19 protein-coding genes are annotated in these 19,327 nt (G+C 72.6%); 13 read left to right on the top strand and 6 right to left on the bottom strand.

The window, feature by feature from the left end:
- Nucleotides 1-29 precede the first annotated feature (29 nt).
- Nucleotides 30-950: a sirohydrochlorin chelatase gene (locus ACWDZ7_RS06765; protein WP_451795411.1), complete on the bottom strand. Its 921-nt coding sequence runs from the start codon at nt 948-950 to the stop codon at nt 30-32.
- Between the two features lie 247 nt (nt 951-1,197).
- On the opposite strand from ACWDZ7_RS06765, the gene ACWDZ7_RS06770 reads away from it, so the two are divergent.
- The gene (locus ACWDZ7_RS06770; RefSeq protein WP_451795413.1) at nt 1,198-1,989 is read left to right on the top strand and encodes a SanA/YdcF family protein; all 792 of its coding nucleotides are present in this window, start codon (nt 1,198-1,200) and stop codon (nt 1,987-1,989) included.
- Nucleotides 1,990-2,109: 120 nt separating this feature from the next.
- Nucleotides 2,110-4,440, top strand: a complete 2,331-nt coding sequence (locus ACWDZ7_RS06775; RefSeq protein WP_451795415.1) for a molybdopterin oxidoreductase family protein — start codon at nt 2,110-2,112, stop codon at nt 4,438-4,440.
- Between the two features lie 7 nt (nt 4,441-4,447).
- On the opposite strand, the gene ACWDZ7_RS06780 is transcribed toward ACWDZ7_RS06775, so the two are convergent.
- Both ACWDZ7_RS06780 and ACWDZ7_RS06785 read right to left on the bottom strand, forming a co-directional pair.
- Nucleotides 4,448-4,744 (bottom strand): DUF6355 family natural product biosynthesis protein, encoded by a 297-nt coding sequence (locus tag ACWDZ7_RS06780; RefSeq protein ID WP_451795417.1) that lies wholly within the window; start codon nt 4,742-4,744, stop codon nt 4,448-4,450.
- A 197-nt stretch (nt 4,745-4,941) separates the two neighbouring features.
- Nucleotides 4,942-5,601, bottom strand: a complete 660-nt coding sequence (locus ACWDZ7_RS06785; protein WP_451795419.1) for an NADPH-dependent FMN reductase — start codon at nt 5,599-5,601, stop codon at nt 4,942-4,944.
- A gap of 63 nt (nt 5,602-5,664) precedes the next feature.
- Here ACWDZ7_RS06785 and soxR point away from each other — a divergent pair, with 63 nt between their 5' ends.
- The 4 genes from soxR to ACWDZ7_RS06805 all read left to right on the top strand — a co-directional run bounded on the left by soxR (nt 5,665) and on the right by ACWDZ7_RS06805 (nt 8,754).
- Nucleotides 5,665-6,171, top strand: a complete 507-nt coding sequence (gene soxR / locus ACWDZ7_RS06790; protein WP_451795421.1) for a redox-sensitive transcriptional activator SoxR — start codon at nt 5,665-5,667, stop codon at nt 6,169-6,171.
- A 9-nt stretch (nt 6,172-6,180) separates the two neighbouring features.
- Nucleotides 6,181-7,005: an aminotransferase class IV gene (locus ACWDZ7_RS06795; protein ID WP_451795423.1), complete on the top strand. Its 825-nt coding sequence runs from the start codon at nt 6,181-6,183 to the stop codon at nt 7,003-7,005.
- A 309-nt stretch (nt 7,006-7,314) separates the two neighbouring features.
- The gene (locus ACWDZ7_RS06800; protein WP_451795425.1) at nt 7,315-7,911 is read left to right on the top strand and encodes a hypothetical protein; all 597 of its coding nucleotides are present in this window, start codon (nt 7,315-7,317) and stop codon (nt 7,909-7,911) included.
- Nucleotides 7,912-8,025: 114 nt separating this feature from the next.
- A complete protein-coding gene (locus ACWDZ7_RS06805; protein ID WP_451795427.1) occupies nt 8,026-8,754 on the top strand; it encodes a class F sortase in 729 nt (242 codons plus the stop codon).
- Between the two features lie 13 nt (nt 8,755-8,767).
- On the opposite strand, the gene ACWDZ7_RS06810 is transcribed toward ACWDZ7_RS06805, so the two are convergent.
- Nucleotides 8,768-9,550, bottom strand: a complete 783-nt coding sequence (locus tag ACWDZ7_RS06810) for a sulfite exporter TauE/SafE family protein (RefSeq protein ID WP_451795429.1) — start codon at nt 9,548-9,550, stop codon at nt 8,768-8,770.
- 298 nt (nt 9,551-9,848) lie between these two features.
- Here ACWDZ7_RS06810 and ACWDZ7_RS06815 point away from each other — a divergent pair, with 298 nt between their 5' ends.
- The 5 genes from ACWDZ7_RS06815 (at nt 9,849) to ACWDZ7_RS06835 (ending at nt 15,628) form a co-directional block, all read left to right on the top strand.
- Entirely contained in the window at nt 9,849-11,198 is a 1,350-nt protein-coding gene (locus tag ACWDZ7_RS06815) for an NAD(P)/FAD-dependent oxidoreductase (protein ID WP_451795431.1), read from the top strand.
- 1 nt (nt 11,199) lies between these two features.
- Nucleotides 11,200-13,770, top strand: a complete 2,571-nt coding sequence (nirB, locus tag ACWDZ7_RS06820) for a nitrite reductase large subunit NirB (protein ID WP_451795433.1) — start codon at nt 11,200-11,202, stop codon at nt 13,768-13,770.
- A complete protein-coding gene (nirD, locus tag ACWDZ7_RS06825) occupies nt 13,767-14,117 on the top strand; it encodes a nitrite reductase small subunit NirD (RefSeq protein WP_451795435.1) in 351 nt (116 codons plus the stop codon). The genes nirB and nirD overlap by 4 nt, the downstream gene beginning before the upstream one ends.
- A gap of 33 nt (nt 14,118-14,150) precedes the next feature.
- Nucleotides 14,151-14,735: a TetR/AcrR family transcriptional regulator gene (locus ACWDZ7_RS06830; RefSeq protein ID WP_451795437.1), complete on the top strand. Its 585-nt coding sequence runs from the start codon at nt 14,151-14,153 to the stop codon at nt 14,733-14,735.
- Nucleotides 14,736-14,851: 116 nt separating this feature from the next.
- The gene (locus tag ACWDZ7_RS06835) at nt 14,852-15,628 is read left to right on the top strand and encodes an SDR family NAD(P)-dependent oxidoreductase (protein WP_451795439.1); all 777 of its coding nucleotides are present in this window, start codon (nt 14,852-14,854) and stop codon (nt 15,626-15,628) included.
- Nucleotides 15,629-15,651: 23 nt separating this feature from the next.
- Here ACWDZ7_RS06835 and ACWDZ7_RS06840 read toward each other — a convergent pair whose 3' ends face one another.
- Nucleotides 15,652-16,089: a group III truncated hemoglobin gene (locus tag ACWDZ7_RS06840; RefSeq protein WP_451795441.1), complete on the bottom strand. Its 438-nt coding sequence runs from the start codon at nt 16,087-16,089 to the stop codon at nt 15,652-15,654.
- A gap of 233 nt (nt 16,090-16,322) precedes the next feature.
- Nucleotides 16,323-16,922, bottom strand: a complete 600-nt coding sequence (locus tag ACWDZ7_RS06845) for a hypothetical protein (protein ID WP_451795442.1) — start codon at nt 16,920-16,922, stop codon at nt 16,323-16,325.
- Between the two features lie 237 nt (nt 16,923-17,159).
- Between ACWDZ7_RS06845 and ACWDZ7_RS06850 the strand changes: the two genes are divergently transcribed.
- Both ACWDZ7_RS06850 and ACWDZ7_RS06855 read left to right on the top strand, forming a co-directional pair.
- Nucleotides 17,160-18,416 carry an ABC transporter substrate-binding protein gene (locus ACWDZ7_RS06850; protein WP_451795443.1) on the top strand — a complete coding sequence of 419 codons (1,257 nt, stop codon included), beginning with the start codon at nt 17,160-17,162 and terminating at the stop codon, nt 18,414-18,416.
- A complete protein-coding gene (locus ACWDZ7_RS06855; RefSeq protein ID WP_451795445.1) occupies nt 18,413-19,324 on the top strand; it encodes a carbohydrate ABC transporter permease in 912 nt (303 codons plus the stop codon). Before ACWDZ7_RS06850 ends, ACWDZ7_RS06855 begins: the two co-directional genes overlap by 4 nt.
- Nucleotides 19,325-19,327: the final 3 nt, after the last annotated feature.

Here is a 19,327-nt window from a genome sequence, read left to right on the forward strand (position 1 = left end):
CAGTGACAGAAAGGGACCTGGCTTTTTCGTCAGACCGCGGTCAGCCGACGGGGTTCGGCCACCGGCGGAGCGGTGCGGGCCCGGTCGTAGCGGTGCAGGACGAGGCGGGCGAGCGCCGGGTGGGCGCCGAGCGGGGCCGCGGCGACCCAGGGCGCGGCGGCCGCGCTCTGGCCGGCGAAGCGGCCCGGGGCGGTGAAGTACGCGGCGACGGCGGCCCGGGTCCGGCCCTCGGCGGCCAGCGCTTCGAGCGCCTCGGGCACGGTGCGGGTACAGGCCGCGGTGGGCGCGGCGTAGGCGGGAACGACGGGGACGCCCAGCCGGTCGGCGAGCAGAGCGGCGGCCCTCTCGGTGTCGGCGGCCGACTCCGGGTCCCGGGAGCCGGCGGCGGCGAGGACGACCGCGTGACGGCGGCGTGCGGCGGCGCCCGGAGGCCGTGCGGGCCAGCCCGCCTGGACGAGCCGGGTGTGCAGGGCCTCGGCGAGCAGCGGGTGCGGGCCGAGCGGGGCGGCCACGCGGGTATCGAGGTGGGACGCGTCGGCGGCGGCCGCCGGGATGTCACGCTTCACGTGCTGGCCGCGGCTCAGAAGCAGGGGCACGAGCACGGCCGGGCCCCCTCGTTGCGCGGCGAGGGTGTCGCCGAGCAGCGGCTCGTTCAGCTCGATGTGCCCGAGGCGGACGGCGAGCCCGGGACGCTGCTCGCGTATCCGGTCGGCGAGGGCCGTGACGGCGGCGAGGGCGCGGGGGTCGCGGCTGCCGTGGCCGACGAGGACGAGCGTGGGACGGGCGACGGGGCGGAGGCCGGGGCTGTGCAGGCCGGGGCGGCGCCTGCCGTCGGGTGAGACGAGGCTGAGCTGGCTGTCGAGCTGGCTGGTGATGCGGTCCATGAGTTGCGCCGTACTGTCGAGGTGAGTGCTGCCGGACTCGTCGCGGAGAGGGTTCGACGGCGTCATGGACCGAGGATGACCGGGCCAGATTGCGTAGGCGTTGCGCGGCCGTGACGACTGTTTTCGCGGGGCTCACGGAGGGGGGTGGGGCGTGGTCAGGGGCAGGCGTGAGGGGTGTGTGTAGGGGGTGGGGTCAGGGGGGTTTCAGGGTTGCTTCCGGGGCGCGGGGCATGCTCGGCGGTGGCGGGGGCGTTTACCGTTGTGGCAGTGATCGGATCGGGGGAGATCCGGGGGCACGGGGGGCGGAACGCATATGGACCGGATGGACCAGACGGGTCGGACGGACCAGACGGGTCGGACGGACCAGACGGGTGGGACGGGCCGGACGGGGTGGGCACGGCTGCGAGGCCGGGCATGGGCGTGGCTGCGGCGGCCCGCATGGCTGCGGCTTCCGCGTACACGCAAGGGACAGCGGCGGACCGTACAGGCCGCGATGGCGCTCTGCGTGCTCGCGCTGCTGCCCGCGACCTGGCTGTTCGTCACGACGGACCGTGACATCGGCACGGTCGCGGACGCGCCGCGCGCACCGGTCGCGGTGGTCTTCGGCGCCGGACTGTGGGAGGGCGAGCCCTCGCCGTATCTCGCGCACCGGCTGGACGCGGCGGCCGAGTTGTACCGGGCGGGACGGATAGAGGTCGTGCTCGTCACGGGCGACAACGGCCGCGATGAGTACGACGAACCGGACGCGATGCGCGCCTACCTGAAGAAGCACGGCGTGCCGGACCGGCGGATCGTGAGCGACTACGCCGGGTTCGACACGTGGGACTCCTGCGTCCGCGCCAAGAAGATCTTCGGCGTGGACCGGGCGGTGCTGATCAGCCAGGGCTTCCATATACGCAGAGCGGTCGCGCTGTGCGACGCGGCGGGCGTCTCGTCGTACGGCGTCGGCGTGGACGCCGTGCACGACACGACCTGGTACTACGGCGGCGCGCGGGAGGTGTTCGCGGCGGGCAAGGCGGCGCTGGACGCGGTGTTCACGCCCGATCCAAGGTTCCTCGGCCAGCAGGAGCCGGGCGTGGAGCGGGCGCTGGCGTCACGGCGCTGAGCCTTGGGCGGCTCGGTCCCGGACCTCACAGCGAGGCGCGGCCACGGCTGAGATCGGCTTACCGCGTGCGTAACGCGAGCACGTCGGGGCACGTAACAAGCACGGCGGACGCTGGGCGGCATGCACTCCACGGCGACACCCGCGACACCGGCGACCTCCGCGACACCCGCGGCCACGGCGGTGACGGCGACCCACTGCCCGTACTGCGCGCTGCAGTGCGGGATGGGACTGACGGCGAGCACCGGTGGTGCTGTGGAGGTCGTGGAGCGCGCGGCGTTCCCCGTGAACAAGGGCGCCCTGTGCGGAAAGGGACGTACGGCGCCCGCTCTGCTCTCCTCCCGGGTGCGCCTGACCGAGCCCCTCGTCCGATCCCACGCCACGGGCAAGCTCGCGCCGGCCACCTGGGAGGAGGCTCTCGACCGGATCGCCGGCGAGCTGTCCCGCGTGCGTACGGAACATGGCGCGGACGCGTGCGGGGTGTTCGGCGGCGGTGGGCTGACCAACGAGAAGGCGTACGCGCTGGGCAAGTTCGCGCGGGTGGTGCTCGGCACGTCGCAGATCGACTACAACGGACGGTTCTGCATGTCGTCGGCGGCGGCGGCCGGGCAGCGGGCGTTCGGGCTCGACCGGGGGCTGCCGTTCCCGCTGGAGGACATCCCGCGCACGGGCTGCGTGATCCTCGTCGGGTCGAACCTCGCCGAGACGATGCCGCCCGCCCTGCGGTACCTCACGGAGCTGAGGGAGAACGGCGGCACGCTGATCGTCGTGGACCCGCGACGGACACGGACCGCCGAGCAGGCCGACCTGCATCTGGCGCCGCGCCCCGGCACGGACCTCGCCCTGGCGCTCGGTCTGCTGCACCTGGTCGTGGCGGAGGGCCGCACGGACGAGGCGTTCATCGCGGAGCGGACGAGCGGATGGGAGGAGGCACGGGCGGCGGCGATGGCGCACTGGCCCGAGCACGTCGAGCGGATCACCGGGGTGCCCGTGCCCCAACTGCGGGAGACCGTCCGCATGTTCTGCGACGCGGAGGCGTCGATGGTGCTCACCGCGCGCGGGCCCGAGCAGCAGTCCAAGGGCACGGACACCGTCGGGGCGTGGATCAATCTGTGCCTCGCCACGGGACGGGCCGGGCGGCCGCTGTCCGGGTACGGCTGCCTGACCGGGCAGGGCAATGGGCAGGGCGGGCGCGAACACGGGCAGAAGGCGGACCAGTTGCCCGGGTACCGCAAGCTGACGGACCCGGCGGCGCGGGCGCACGTGGCGGCGGTCTGGGGCGTGGACCCCGATGCGCTGCCGGGGCCCGGCAGGTCGGCGTACGAGCTGCTCGACGCGCTCGGCGGGGACGTCAAGACGCTGCTCCTGATGGGTTCCAACCCGGTGGTGTCGGCGCCGCGGGCCGCGCATGTGGAGGAGCGGCTGCGTTCGCTGGACTTCCTCGCGGTGGCGGACGTGGTGCTGTCGGAGACGGCCGAGTTGGCGGACGTGGTGCTGCCGGTGACGCAGTGGGCCGAGGAGACCGGGACGGTGACGAACCTGGAGGGGCGGGTGCTGCTGCGCCGCCAGGCGGTGTCCGCGCCCCCCGGGGTCAGGAGCGACCTGGACGTTCTGCACGGACTCGCGGCGCGGCTCGGCCACGGAAAGGGTTTCCCCGTCGATCCGGAGGAGGTCTTCGAGGAACTACGACGAGCGAGCGCGGGCGGACCCGCGGACTACTCGGGGATCTCGTACGAGCGGCTGAGGGAGGGAGAGGGCGAGGGGGTGTTCTGGCCGTGCCCTGGCGGGGGCGGCGCTGCGGGCGCCGGCGGGGATGCCGATGCGGGCGCCGATATGGACCCCGGTGCGGGCACCGGCGAGGAGGCCGACGCAGGCTCCGACGGCTGTGGTGAGGGCACCGGTGCTGAGTCCAGGGAGGACGCCAGTGAAGGTGGCGGCGGTGCGTCCGCGCATCCCGGGACGCCGCGGCTGTTTCTGGAGCGGTTCGCGACGCGGGACGGGCGGGCGCGGTTCGTGCCGGTTGTGCACCGGGCCGCCGCCGAGGAGCCGGACGCGGAGTATCCCGTGCTGCTCACCACCGGGCGGGTGCTCGCTCAGTATCAGTCGGGGGCGCAGACGCGGCGGGTCGAGGAGCTCAACTCCGCGGCGCCCGGCCCCTTCGTGGAGCTGCATCCGCGGCTCGCGGCGCGGCTCGGGATAGCCGAGGGCGAGGCGGTCGCCGTGGTGTCGCGGCGTGGCCGGGCGGTGGCTCCGGCGCGGGTCACGTCGTCGATCCGTTCCGACACGGTGTTCATGCCGTTCCACTGGCCGGGCGAGGGGCGGGCCAATTCGCTGACGCATCCGGCGCTGGACCCCGTGTCGCGGATGCCGGAGTTCAAGGTGTGCGCGGTGCGGCTCGAACACGCGGACAGGGCCCGGGACGCGGTGCGCCCGGGCCCGTCAGGACAGGACTAGGAGGGGATCAGCAGGTGCGCCCGATGTACCAGGCGCCGTCCACGTCTCCAGCCTTTCCGATCCAGGTGACGCCGGGGCCGACACACCTGGTCGTGTTGGGACCCCAGTCGTCGATCTCGATCAGAACCTTCGAGCCGTCGCTCGTGCAGTGGTTGTAGTAGGCGTCGCTGTGGGTCTCGTAGAACCCGCAGGGGTTCTGGATGGCCGGCGAGGCGGCGGTGGCGGAGGCGCCGGCCGCCATCGACATGCCGAGGGCGAGCGTGACGGCTCCGACGAAGGCCGGCAGGGAACGGCGGACTCGCATGAAGCGGCTCCTTCTTGGGGACAGGGTGCGCACGCACCGGTCGTGTGCTCCACACGGGGCACACGCAGAGCATCGTCGCCATTACTCTGGGTGGTCGCGCGATGTAGTCCGTATGAGTGATGGAGTACGTCAGATCGAGTGCGTCGGCGTTTGAGCTGCGGTTTTCGTCTCCTGGGTCGGATGTGAAAGGGGCGGACCTAACTGCCGTACGGCCGGGCCGCCTTGGCGCTCCGCAGGGCCCAGCCCCACCACACCAGCTGGTCGAGCATGGCCTTCGCGGCGGCGTCGGCGCCCGCCGGGTCGCGGTGGTTGCCGTCGTCGTCGAAGAGGGCGCCGGCGTTGTGGAAGGAGACGGTGTCGCGGATGGTCACGGTGTGCAGCTCGGCGAAGACCGGGCGCAGGTGCTCGACGGCGCGCAGGCCGCCGGAGAGCCCTCCGTACGAGACGAAGGCCAGGGGCTTGGCCTCCCACTCGGCCTTGTGCCAGTCGATGAGGCCCTTCAGGGACGCCGGGTAGGAGTGGTTGTACTCGGGGGTGAGGACGATGAACGCGTCGGCGGCGGCCAACTTCGGCGTGACCTTGGCGAGTTCGGCGGCGACGGCGGATGACGGGTTGAAGGAGAGGGAGGTCGGCAGGTCGGACTCGGCCAGGTCGACGACGTCGAAGGTGAGGTCGGGGTGTTCGCGGACCCGGGCGAGCAGCCACTCGGCGACGATCGGCCCGAAGCGGCCCTCGCGGTTGCTGCCCACGATGACGGCGACGCGCAGCGGCGCGTCACCCTCGACACCGCCACCAAAGGCAGCGGCGGTGGCAGGAGCGGCGGAAGGGGTGGACAGGGAGGGCGTGGTCTCGGTCATGGGACAAGCCTCTTAGTTAAACCTTGGTTCAGGTCAAGCCCGTTCTGTGGCTAACCTGACCGCATGACCGCCCATCTCGCACCGGACGCCAAGGAAGCCACCGTCGGAGAGCTCGCCGCGCGCAGCGGAGTCTCCGCCTCCGCCCTGCGGTTCTACGAGCGCGAGGGGCTCATCAAGTCCCGCCGCACGACGGGAAACCAGCGCCGCTACAGCCGCGACACCCTGCGCAGGGTCGCCTTCATCCGCACCTCGCAGCGGCTCGGCATCCCGCTGGCCACCATCCGCGAGGTGCTCGGCCTGCTCCCCGAGGACCGCACGCCGACCCGCGAGGACTGGGCGCGGATCTCCGAGTGCTGGCGCGCGGACCTCGACACCCGTATCCGCACCCTCCAGCGGCTGCGCGACAACCTCACCGACTGCATCGGCTGCGGCTGCCTCTCGCTCGCCAAGTGCGCGCTGACCAACCCGTGGGACGAGCTGGGCGAGCACGGGCCGGGGCCGCGCCGCCTGCTGGAGGAACAGGACCCGCGCGCCACCGGGAGCCCGCCGGAACCGGAAGCCGTCTCGTAGCGTGTCCGCATGACAAACCCTGCGCTGGTGCAGCGAATTGAGATCGACGGACGTCCGGCCACCGCGGAGAGCCTGCTCTGGCCGGCCCTCGTCACCACCGGGCACTTCACCGCGATGCAGGTCAGAGGCGGCAAGGTGCGCGGCATCGACCGCCATCTGGCCCGGCTCGACGCGGCCACGCGCGAGCTGTTCGGGCGGGAGCTCGACGGGGAGCGGGTGCGCGGGGCGGTCCGGCACATCCTGCGCGGCGGCGGTGACGGCGGTGACGGCCTCGGAGATCTCGATGACGCGTCCGTACGTGTATACGTCCACGCCCCCGAAGGGGAGCCGTCCCTCATGGTCACCGTGCGGCCGCCCATCGAACTGCCCGTCGGCATGGAGGCCCGGGCGCAGTCGCTGATGTCCGTGCCGTACCAGCGGCCGTTCGCCCACATCAAGCACCTGGGCGGCTTCGGGCAGGCCCGCCACGGCGAGCTGGCGCGGGGCGCCGGGTTCGACGACGCGCTGCTCACCGGCCCCGGCGGGGAGATCAGCGAGGGCGCCGTCACCAACGTCGCCTTCTTCGACGGGGCACAGATCGTGTGGCCCGACGCGCCGCATCTGTCCGGCATCACGATGCAGCTGATCGAGGCGCGCCTGCCCGGCGCCGGGCTGCCCTCCCGGCACGCGCCCGTCACCCTCGCGGACCTGCCGTCGTACACGGCGGCCTTCGTCACGAACGCGTGGGGGGTCAGCCCGGTGCGGCGCGTGGACGACGTCGCGTACGGCGTCGACGAGAAGCTGATGGCGACGGTGGCGGAGATCTACGAGCAGGTGCCCTGGGCCACGATCTGACCGCGCCACCGAGCGGTCCCCCGTCCACAGCCGCCCCGCGGGGTCACCCACTCGCAGGCGCCGCGCGGGGTCACCCATTCACAGCCGCCGTTCGCGCTCTTCGGATTCTTGCCGTCGAAAGCCGGTGACCTGCTGGAACGCAAGCCTTACCGGGGTGAAAGCCGCCCATTCGGCAGCATTCTGGCGCCTCATCAGGAGGCGTGCGCCGTCGAGTGCCACTTACCTCGGTACAGCGGGGTTCGACCGACGCAGCGGCACTTGGGGGTGTCGCGGGCCGTGTCCCGCGAAGGCCTCGGAGGAACAAGCACCATGCGCAACGCCCGCCTGCTGTCCGGTACCGCGCTCGCCGTAGCGGTGACGGGCGCCCTGGCCGTCCCCGCCACCGCCGCGACGGCCGCGCCAACCGTGCCCGTCGCGCCCGTCGCGCCCGTCGCGCCCGTCGGGAGCCTGGAGATCCAGCCGTCCACCGTCACCCCCGGCTCCGCCGTCACCGTGAACACCACCGCCTGCGGCCCCGGAGGGACCGCGACGGGTGACGCGAGCGCGGTCGGGGCGGGCACGTTCAGCCTGGCGCCGGGCGCGCGCCCCGAGGACGCGGCGGGGCGGTTCGAGGTGCCGCCCTCCGCGCAGCCGGGGACGTACGAGATCGTCGTGAAGTGCTCCGGGGCCGGTGGCGCCGCCGTGAAGGACAAGCAGGTCGCGGGCGATCTGGTGGTGACGATCACCTCCACCGCGGCCGCCGGGGAGCGACCGCAGCCGCATCCCAAGGGACATGTGAAGACGGGGGTCGGTGGCGCGCTCGGTCCCGACCCCGTGCAGACCGCGGCGGGAGTGGCGGCCCTGGCCGTCGCCGCCGCGGGCGGTACCTGGCTCCTGCATCGCCGGGCGAGAGGCGACAGGATCTGACGGACACCCTCCGCTGTCCACCGGTACCGCCGCCCCTGCCCCCTCCCGGCCCGTGTCCCCTCGTGGGCGGGGAGGGGGACGAGGGACCGGCCCGACCGACCCCGAGGGGGACATATGCGCGAGTCCGGTACGAGCAAGAGGACCGGCAACGCCGTCATAGCGACCGTCACCGTCGTGGCGCTCTGCTCCGGCGCGTGGCTCCTGAGCAGCGGCACCGCGTCGCACCCGCCGCCGCAGCCCTCCTCGGCGCAGGCCGCGCGGACCGGGCAGGAGGAGCACGTCGGGCGGGAGGAGCACGCCGGGCGGGAGGAGCAAGGCGGGCAGGCCGAGCAGAGCGCCCCGACCCGGCCCGGCGCCCACCGCCCCGACCCGGGCACCGCGCCGCTCCCGCCGTCCCCGCCCGACCGGGTGCGGATCCCCGCGATCGGCGTCGACGCGCCCCTGATGGGGCTCGGCCTGACCCGGCAGGGCAGCCTCGACGTGCCGCCGCCCGAGCGGAAGAACCTCGCGGGCTGGTACGAGGCGGGCACGACGCCCGGCGAGCGGGGCACCGCGATCGTGGCGGGCCACGTCGACAACCAGGAGGGCCCCGCCGTCTTCTACGAGCTGGGCGCGCTGCGCAAGGGCCGCACGATCGAGGTCGAACGCAGGGACGGCAGCGTGGCCGTCTTCACGGTCGACGCGAACGAGGTGTACGACGCCAAGGACTTCCCCGACGAGAAGGTGTACGGCGCCGCTCCCCGGCCCGAGCTGCGGGTGATCACCTGCGGCGGGAAGTACTCGAAGCGGACCGGCTACCAGGGCAACGTGGTGGTCTTCGCGCATCTGACGGCGGTGCGCTGAAACAGCCGCTCACTCACGCCACCCACTGCTCGTACGCCATCTTCACCACGAGCCCGAAGACGGTGGTCAGGAGCACGACCCGGACGAAACCGCTGCCCTTCTTCAGCGCCGTGCGCGCCCCGAACATGCCGCCCGCGAGGTTGAAGACGGCCATCAGCGCGGCCAGTCGCCACAGGACCGCGCCCTGCCAGGCGAACATCGCGAGGGCACCGGCGTTGGTGCAGCAGTTGACGATCTTGGCGGTGGCCGAGGCGGAGACCAGATCGAGATGGAGCACGGCGGTCAGGGCGAGCACGAGGAAGGTGCCCGTGCCGGGCCCGATCAGACCGTCGTAGAAGCCGATGCCGAGCCCGGCGAGGCCGATCGCGGCGAGGATCCGCTTCGGCGAGGCGGGTTCGGCGGAGGGCGCGGTGCCGAAGGCGGGCCGCAGGATGACGAAGGCGCCGACGGAGACCAGCACCACCATGATCACGGGCTTCAGTACGTCGGTGCTCATCCCCGCCGCGAAGAAGGCGCCGCCCATCGACCCGGCGAGGGCGGCGAGGCCGATCCGTACGGCGGTGGCCACATCGACCCGGGTCTTCCTGACGTACGTCACGGCGGCACCCGTCGTCCCGACGATCGCCACGGCCTTGTTGGTGCCGAGGGCGTGCGCGGCCGGGGTGCCGCCCGGCAGCCCGAGCAGCAGAGCGGGAAGCAGCAGCAGTCCGCCACCGCCGACCACGGCGTCGATCCAGCCGGCCGCGAGGGCGGCGAGACAGAGGACGACGACCGTGGTCAGGGATATGTCAGGCATGATCGCGACCTTATGGAGGCGGAGAGCACGCCGTCCACGAAAGCCCGGAGAGTTGAGGGTCCCCTGAGGTTCCTGGGGTTTCCGACAAGAACGCGACGCGAGGCAAACGGCCCGGCCCCTACGGCAAGGGCCCGACGCGGGGCAAACGGGTGGGTGGGAGAGCATCCGCCGCGAAGCGGCGGCACAGGCACAGGCACAGCCCCCTCACACCACCCCCCGGCGAACGCTGAGCGCTCCGTTCCAGCAGAGAAACAACCCGGCCCCGACCGGGAAACACCCACCCCGCAGGCTGCGGAACATGACAGACACGGCAGTGGTGATCGGCGCGGGCCTGGCCGGCACCCGCGTAGCGGCCCGCCTCGTCGCCAACGGTGCCGACGGCCCTGACGGCGCTGACGGCGCTGACGGCACCGACACCGTACTCATCGGCGAGGAGGATCACGCCCCGTACAACCGCGTCCTCCTCGCGGAGGTCCTCGCGGGCCGCTACGGCCCGGACGTGATCACCCTGCCGACCCCCCGGGCCACCACCCTCCGCACCCGAGTGATCCGCGTCGACCGCGCGGAGCGCCGCGTGCACTGCGAGGACGGCACCGTCGTCCCGTACGGCACCCTGATCCTCGCGACCGGCTCCAACCCCGTCCTGCCGCCCCTGCGCGGCCTCTTCGCGCCCGGCGCACGGGAACTGCCGGGCGGCGTGCACGCCTTCCGGACGATGGACGACTGCCTGGCCCTGTCCGCCGCCGTGACGCCGGGCACCCGCGTCGTCGTCATCGGCGGCGGCCTCCTCGGTGTCTCGGCGGCCCGCGCCCTCGCCCAGCGGGGCGCGCAGGTCGTCCTCACCCAGCAGGCCGAGCGGCTCATGGAGCGCCAGCTCGACCCGGCCTCCTCGGAGCTGGTGCGGGCGCACCTCACCGGCCTGGGCGTCGAGGTGCACACCGAGTGCCGGGTGCGCGGCGTCGGCGTCACGGACGGCGCCGTACGCCACGTGGAGCTGGCCGACGGCTACACGCTGGACACCGACGTGACCGTCCTGGCCTGCGGCGTACGCCCCCGCACCGGTCTGGCGCTGGCCGCCGGACTCGACGTACGCAAGGGCATCGTCGTGGACGACCGGCTGCGTACGTCGGATCCGCACATCAGGGCGATCGGCGACTGCGCGGAGCACGCGGGCCGCGTCTACGGCCTCGCGACCCCGGCGCTCGAACAGGCCGACGCTCTCGCCGACGCCCTCACCCACAAGAGCGCCAACAAGAGCACCCACAAGAGCACGGGCACGAGCACCGGCACGAGCACCGGCAAGAGCGCCGCCCCCTACACCGGCAGCCGCATGCTCACCCGCCTCACCCTGGCCGGGCCAGGGCCCCTGGACCTCGCCGCGTTCGGCGACCCCGAGCCGCGCCCCGACGACGACGTCATCCAGCTCGCCGACGCCACCCGCGGCACCTACCGCAAGGTCGTCGTCCGCGGCGACCGCCTGGTCGGCGGCGTCCTGCTGGGAGACCTCGCCTCGGTGGGCGCGCTGGCCCGCGCCTGGGAGGCCGACGACCCGCTGCCCGACGACGACAGCCCGCTGCTCGACCTGCTCACCCATCCCCACGCTCCCGACTTCGTTCGAGCAGGGCAGACCCCCAACGGAGGCCGCTGACATGCCGACACCCCAGCCGAACACCGCACAGACCCCGCACCGGCCCACGATCGTGCTCGTCGGCCACGGCATGGTCGGCCAGCGCTTCCTGGAGGCCGCCGTCGAGCGCGGCCTCGCGGCGAGCCACCGGATCGTCGTGCTCTGCGAGGAGCCCCGCCCCGCCTACGACCGCGTCCAGCTGACCTCGTACTTCTCGGGCCGCACACCCGACGAGCTCTCGCTCACCGACCGCGACTTCCTGGACCGGCACGGCATCGAGCTGTACGTCGACGAGCCCGCCGAGAGCCTCGACCGCGAGGCGAAGACGGTCACCGCCCGCTCCGGCCGCACACTCACGTACGACACGCTCGTGCTGGCCACCGGCTCCTACCCGTTCGTGCCGCCCGTGCCCGGCAAGGACGCGACGGGCTGTTTCGTGTACCGCACCATCGAGGACCTGCTGGCCATCGAGGAGTACGCGAAGCAGCGCGCCACGACCGGCGCGGTGGTCGGCGGCGGTCTGCTCGGCCTGGAGGCGGCGGGCGCGCTGCGCGGTCTCGGCCTCGCCACGCACGTCGTGGAGTTCGCGCCGAGGCTGATGCCGGTCCAGGTCGACGAGGGCGGCGGCGCGGCCCTCCTCCGCACCATCACCGGCATGGGTCTGACCGTGCACACGGGCACCGGCACACAGGAGATCGTGACGGGCGAGAACGGCGCGGTCAGCGCCATGAAGCTGTCCGACGGCAGCGAACTCGCCACCGACCTCGTGGTGTTCTCCGCGGGTGTCCGCCCGCGCGACCGGCTCGCCCGCGAGCACGGCCTCACCGTCGGCGAGCGCGGCGGCATCACCGTCGACGAGCGGTGCCGCACCAGCGACCCGGACGTGTACGCGATCGGCGAGTGCGCGCAGGCGGCGGACGGCCGCGTGTACGGCCTGGTCGCGCCCGGCTACGAGATGGCGCAGACCGCGGCCGCCGCCATCGCCGCCGAGGAGGGCAGCTTCACCGGCGCCGACCTGTCCACCAAGCTGAAGCTGCTCGGCGTCGACGTCGCGTCCTTCGGCGACGCGCACGGCACGGCGGACGGCTGCCTCGACGTCGTCTACTCCGACTCGCGCTCGGGGACGTACAAGAAGCTGGTGATGGGCGCGGGCGGTGAGCTGCTCGGCGGCATCCTGGTCGGTGACGCAGACTCGTACGGTCTGCTGCGCCCCCTCACCGGGACCGTGCCGCCGCTGCCCGCCGAGCAGTTGGTGCTGCCCGAGGGCGCGGGCGCCCCCGCCGCGCTCGGCCCGGAGTCGCTGCCCGGTTCGGCGGTGATCTGCAGCTGCCACAACGTCACCAAGGACGCCATCCAGGCCTGCGCCACGCTGCCCGAGGTGAAGAAGTGCACCAAGGCCGGTACGGGCTGCGGCAGTTGCGTGAAGGTCATCGGCCGGCTGCTTCCCCAGTCCGGCGACAAGGGGCTGTGCGGCTGCTTCGCCCAGACCCGGCAGGAGCTGTACGAGATCGTGCGCGTCCTGCGGGTCACGTCGTTCCGCGCGCTGCTCGACGGGCACGGCCGCGAGGCGGCGCGCGGCGGCGAGGGCTGCGAGGTGTGCAAGCCGGCGGTCGGCTCGATCATCGCCTCGCTGGCCCCGACGATCGGCGCCGAGGGGTACGTCCTCGACGGCGAACAGGCGGCCCTCCAGGACACCAACGACCACTTCCTCGCCAACCTCCAGAAGAACGGCTCGTACTCGGTGGTCCCCCGCATCCCCGGCGGCGAGATCACCCCCGAGAAGCTCATCGTCATCGGCGAGGTGGCACGCGACTTCGGCCTCTACACGAAGATCACCGGCGGCCAGCGCATCGACCTCTTCGGAGCACGGGTCGAGCAACTCCCGATCATCTGGACGCGATTGGTGGACGCGGGCTTCGAGTCCGGACACGCGTACGGCAAGGCGCTGCGCACGGTGAAGTCATGCGTCGGCCAGACCTGGTGCCGCTACGGAGTGCAGGACTCCGTACGCATGGCCATCGACCTGGAGCTGCGCTACCGAGGACTCAGGGCACCCCACAAGCTGAAGTCGGCGGTGTCCGGCTGCGCCCGCGAGTGCGCCGAGGCCCAGTCCAAGGACTTCGGGGTGATCGCCACGGCGAGCGGCTGGAACCTGTACGTCGGCGGCAACGGCGGCGCCACGCCGCGCCACGCCGATCTGCTCGCGCAGGACCTGAGCGACGCCGAACTGGTGCGCCTCATCGACCGGTTCCTGATGTTCTACATCCGCACCGCCGACCGCCTGGAGCGCACCGCCGCCTGGCTGGAGCGGATCGACGGCGGCCTCGATCACGTACGTGACGTGGTCGTCCACGACTCGCTCGGCATCTGCGCCGAACTGGAGGCGCTGATGGCCGACCACGTCACGCACTACCGCGACGAGTGGGCCGAGACCCTCGACGACCCGGAGCGCCTCGCCCGCTTCGTCTCCTTCGTGAACGCGCCGGGCGTGCCGGACCCGACGGTGGGCTTCGTCCCGGAGCGGGACCAGATCAAGCCGGACCTGCCCCTGCTCTCCATCAGCCCGCGGCCCCTGGAAGGAGCCTCCCGATGAGCGCCATGTCCTCCACCCCCGACACCCGTGTGCAACTCCGGCTGTCCGACGACTGGTTCGAGGTCTGCGAGCGCGCCCGGCTGACGCCCGGCCGGGGCCTCGCCGCGCTGCTGCCCGACGGCAGCCAGGCCGCGCTCTTCCTCGACCGCGAGGGGCGCGCGTACGCGATCGACAACCGCGACCCGTTCACGGGCGCCGCGGTGCTCTCCCGGGGTCTGCTCGGCTCCCAGGGCGGTCGGCCGTTCGTCGCCTCTCCGCTTCTCAAGCAGCGGTTCGATCTGGAGACGGGGCGGTGCCTGGACGACGACGAGGTGGCGGTGGCGGTCCATCCCGTTCGTATTGCTTGACCGATCGTTCCAGAAAAACGTAGAGTCTCATTCGTGGCCAGGACCAAGGAATTCGACCCCGACGCCGCGCTGCAGTCAGCCCTGGAGCTGTTCTGGCGGCGCGGCTACGAGGCGACGTCGATGGCGGACCTCGTCGAGGCGCTCGGCATCGGGCGCGCCAGCATCTACGCGACCTTCGGCAACAAGCACGACCTGTATCTGAAGGCCCTTGAGCGGTACGCCGAGACCCAGAATCCCCGCCTGCTGGCCGCGCTGTCCCAGCCGGGCCCCGCGCTGCCCGCGGTGCGCGAGGTCGTGCGCCGCTTCGGCGGCGAGGCGACCTCGGAGGAGGACCGCCACTCCGGCTGCTTCATCACCAACACCGCCGCCGAACTCGGCCCCCACGACGACGCGGCGCTGCGCCGCGTCGAGCGCAACTGGGAGCACATCGAGACCCTGCTGCACTCCGCGCTGGTCCGGGCGCGGGCTCAGGGCGAGCTGCCCGAGGACCGCGATCCGCTGACGCTCGCCCGCATGCTGCTGGTCCTGATGCAGGGGCTGCGCGTGGTCGGCAAGGTGTCCGGGGATCCGGCGCGGGTGCGGGACGCGGTGGAGCAGGCGCTGAAGCTCCTTGAGTAGAGAAGCAGTTCCATTCCTTCTTCCCTACACCTTGCCTCCTTCCTTCTCCATGCCCTATTGCCCCATTTTCCATGCCCAGATAATGGACCGACCGGTCAAGAAAAGAGTGCTCTGTCATGACTGAAGCAACCCGTACCCGCTTCTCCGGCCGCACCGCCCTCGTCACCGGCGGCGGCTCCGGCATCGGCCGTGCCATCGCCCTCGCGTTCGCCGCCGAGGGGGCGAACGTGGTCGTGGCCGGGCGCACCGAGGCCTCCCTGAAGGAGACCGTGGCGCTCATCGAGGGCGCCGGCGGCACCGCCCTCGCCGTCACCGCCGACGTCTCGCGCTCGGCGGACCTCGCCGACCTGGTCGCCGCGGCCGTGGACCGCTTCGGCTCCCTGGACGTGGCCGTCAACAACGCGGGCGTCCTGCGCGCCGGGCAGCCGGTCGCCGAGCTGCCCGAGGAGGACTGGCGCACGATGCTCGACATCAACGTCACCGGTGTCCTGCTGGCCCTGCAGGCCGAGGTCAGGCAGATGCGCACGCAGGCCGCGGGTGGCGCGATCGTCAACATCGGCTCGAACCTGGGCGCCCACACGAGCGTCCCCGGCACGGCCGCCTACGGGGCGACCAAGGCGGCCGTCTCCGCGCTGAGCCGCGCGGCCGCCGCCGAGCACATCCGGGACGGGGTCCGCATCAACACCGTCAGCCCGGGCTCCTCCGACACCTCCATGTCGCTCCGCCCCGGCGAGACCGAGGCCGAGCGGGCGGCGCGCATGAAGGAGCAGACGCCGCTGGGCCGGGTCTCGACGACCGAGGAGGTCGCCGCGGCCGTGCTGTATCTGGCATCGGACGAATCCGGCTCCGTGGTCGGCACGGACCTGGTCATAGACGGAGGCGCGGCGGCCTGAGCCGGGCCTGTCCGTATGCCGCCCTATGCCGCCGTACGCAGTTCCACCGCCGCCAGCGGGACGAAACCGGGGCCGTCCCCGGCGGTGGACGCGTCCTTGCCGCCGACGCGCCGCAGCATGGCGAGCGCGATCCGCTCACCCTGCGCCTTCGCGCGGTCAGCGTCCGGGCCGTGGTGCAGCCCGTCGACCGTGGCGTGCCACAGCTGCACCCAGCGGCCGAAGTGCTCGGCGGTCAGCGGGCGCGCCGTGTGCAGGGCGGCGTGCGGGGCGAAGGCGTCGCGGCGGTAGTCGGCGGTGCGCCAGAGCGCGCGCTCCCAGAAGTCGGTGATGCGCGGCAGGTGGACATCGAGGTCGGTCCCGGCGACCTCCGTGAAGAACGGGCCGATCAGCGGGTCGGCGAACGCGGCCGCGTAGAAGCGGCGGAGCAGCACGTCGAGGTCGGCGCGGGTGGCGATGTCCATACCCCGAGCCTCCCCACCCGCCCCACCATCATCCAGAGCCGAAGGTCCCCCTGACCTGCACTCAACGCCATGCGGGCCCGCGTCCGACACACGAGCAGCCCACGCCATCGCTCCACCAACGGCAGCCCCGACACCCCGCCCACCACCGAGCCGCCGCCCCGCCCCGCGGCAGACCCGACGCCTCGAGCATGCCCGCACGCCGCTCCACCCCTCACCGAACCGCCTCCCCTCCCCTACCGCAGCCCCGACGCCTCGAACACGCCCCGTGCCGCCGCCCCGTCCACACGTGCCGTCAGTCGCCGTAGTTCGGCGCAGCCCGTTCTGAGCAGGCCCGCCTCGCGCGCGTAGCGGGCGCCGCGGTCGAGGCGGTGGAGCAGCAGGGGGTTGTCGATGAGGATCCGCGGGTCGAGTTCGACGCGGTTGCCGAGTGAGTCGCACAGGACCAGGCGCGCGGCGACGCCCTCGCTGTACCGCACGGCGGTCAGCAGACCGGTGCAGACGTGTCTGCGGCGCCCGAGGCCCTGGACGGCGAGCCAGCCGGGGCCCGCCGTCACCCGTACGGGGTGCAGCACCACGTACAGCAGCGCGGCGAGCCCCGCCCACAGGGCGAGTCCGGCCATGCCGACGCTGCGGTCGTCGGCCAGGTCGAGGAGGACCAGGAGCACGAAGAGCGCCGCCGCGCAGAAGACGGCGGTCCGCACGTGCGCCGCCCGGCTCCGGTCGGTCACCGTGTCGTCCGCCCCCGCCCCCGCCCCCGCGCCCGCCCCCGCGCCCGCCCCCGGCGCGACGCCGCCGCGCCGGGTGGCGCCCCATGTCGTCCTGTTGTGTCCCATGTGCGGCACCGTAAGGCGGCCCGCGCGGTCGCGGCGTCGGCGTTGACGCGTCGCATACACGGAAGTAGCAGACCTTGACGAGGCGCTGACGGCGACACTCGGCTCTGACGGGGACGCTCGGCGCCGACGGCGACACTCGGCCGCAACACGTCTGTCGTAATCACCGCGCATGGTTGATCGTTGGGCCGACACGTCGACACGTACAGGAACACCGACACACGCAGGGGGACGATCAGCATGACCATCAGCCGCAGGACACTGCTCGGGACCGGCGCGTCGCTCGGGCTGCTCACCGCGTGCGGGTCCAACACCGGCCGGGGCGGCGGGGGTTCGGGCGGCAAGGGCCCGCGGCTCGCGCAGTGGTACCACCAGTACGGCGAGGCGGGCACCGAGCAGGCCGTGAAGCGGTACGCCGCCGCGTACGACAAGGCGGACGTCAGCGTGCAGTGGCGGCCCGGGAACTACGACGAGCAGACCGCCGCCGCCCTGCTCACCGACTCCGGGCCCGACGTCTTCGAGGTCAACGGCCCCTCCCTGGACCAGATCCGGGGCGGGCAGGTCGTCGATCTGAGCGACCTCTTCGACGGTGTGAAGGACGACTTCAACCCGGCGGTGCTCGCCCCGAAGACGTACGACGGGAAGATCTGGGCGGTCCCCCAGGTCGTCGACATGCACCTGCTCTACTACCGCAAGAGCCTGCTCGACGACGCGGGCGTGCGGCCGCCGGAGAGCCTGGACGAGCTGGTCGACGCGGCGAAGGCGCTGACGACGAAGACGGTCAAGGGTCTCTTCCTCGGCAACGACGGCGGGGCGGGGGCGCTCGGCATCACCCCGCTGTACGCGGCGGGCCTCTCCTCCGTCACGCAGGACGGCGAGGTCGGCTTCGACGACCCGGCGGCCGCCCGTGCCCTCGGCAAGCTGCGCCAGCTGTACGCCGACAAGTCGCTGCTGCTCGGCGCGCCCGCCGACTGGTCGGACCCGTCGGCGTTCACGCAGGAGCTGACCGCCATGCAGTGGTGCGGCCTGTGGGCGCTGCCCGCCGTCCGCAAGGAGTTCGGCGACGACTTCGGCGTCCTCGCGCTGCCCGCCGACGGGCCCGGCGGGAAGCCCGCGCTGCCCGTCGGGGCGTACGGCGCCGCCGTGAGCGCCCGCAGCGACCACAAGAAGGAGGCGAAGGACTTCCTGAAGTGGCTGTGGATCGACAGGACGGAGTACCAGGAGGACTTCGCGCTCTCCTACGGATTCCACATCCCGGCCAGGCTCTCCCTCGCCAAGAAGGCCGGCAAGCTGAAGGAGGGCCCGGCCGCGGACGCCGTGCGCTACTCCACCGAGTACGGCTACGCCGAGCCGCTGCTGTGGACACCCGCGAGCCGCACCGCGTACCAGGACGCGCTGAGCCGGATCATCAAGTCCGGCGCGAATCCGGAGAGCGAGCTGAAGTCGGTGGTGCGCAAGGTGCGGGCGGAGCTCGACCGCGTCAAGAAGAAGCCGTGAGGCGGGTCCTCGGCACCCAGAACCGCACCCTCTGGTTCTGGGTCTTCGTCGGTCCCTTCGCGCTCGGCCTGGTCCTCTTCACGTACGTACCGCTCGCCTGGAGCGTGTACCTCAGCTTCTTCGACGCCCACAACACGGTCTCGCCCGACGAATTCGTCGGTCTGGACAACTACACGTCGATGATGCGGAACGACGCGTTCACCGACAGCCTCGTCACCTTCGCGGTCTTCTCCGCCTTCATCGTCCCGACGACCTTCGTGCTGTCGCTCGCGCTCGCCCTGATGGTGAACCGCGTGCGCCGCGCGCAGGCGTTCTTCCGGTCGGTCTTCTTCCTCCCGGCGGCGTGCAGCTACGTCGTGGCGGCACTGGTCTGGAAGCTGTCGATCTTCAACGGGGTGCGGTTCGGGCTCGCCAACACCGTCCTCGGCTGGTTCGGCGCCGACCAGGTCGCCTGGCTCTCGACCACACAACCGCCCTGGTACTGGCTGGTCATCGTCACCGTACGGCTCTGGCTCCAGGCGGGCTTCTACATGATCCTCTTTCTCGCGGGCCTCCAGAGGATCTCCCCGACCCTCTACGAGGCGGCGGCCGTGGACGGGGCGCGGCCCGGCTGGCAGGTCCTGCGCCACATCACGCTCCCGCAGCTGCGCGCGACCTCGATCGCCGTGACGCTGCTGCTCGTCATCAACGCCTTCCAGGCCTTCGACGAGTTCTACAACCTGCTCTCCGACTCCCGCGGCTACCCGCCCTACGCCCGCCCGCCGCTCGTCTACCTCTACTACACGGCACTCGGCCAGGGGCAGAACCTCGGGCTCGGCAGCGCGGGCGCGGTGATCCTCGCGCTGATCATCGCGGTGGTGACGGTCGGCCAGGCGCGCTGGTTCGGCCTCGGCAGGAAGGAGGACTGACGA

Source organism: Streptomyces sp. NPDC003032 (genome assembly GCF_053591415.1).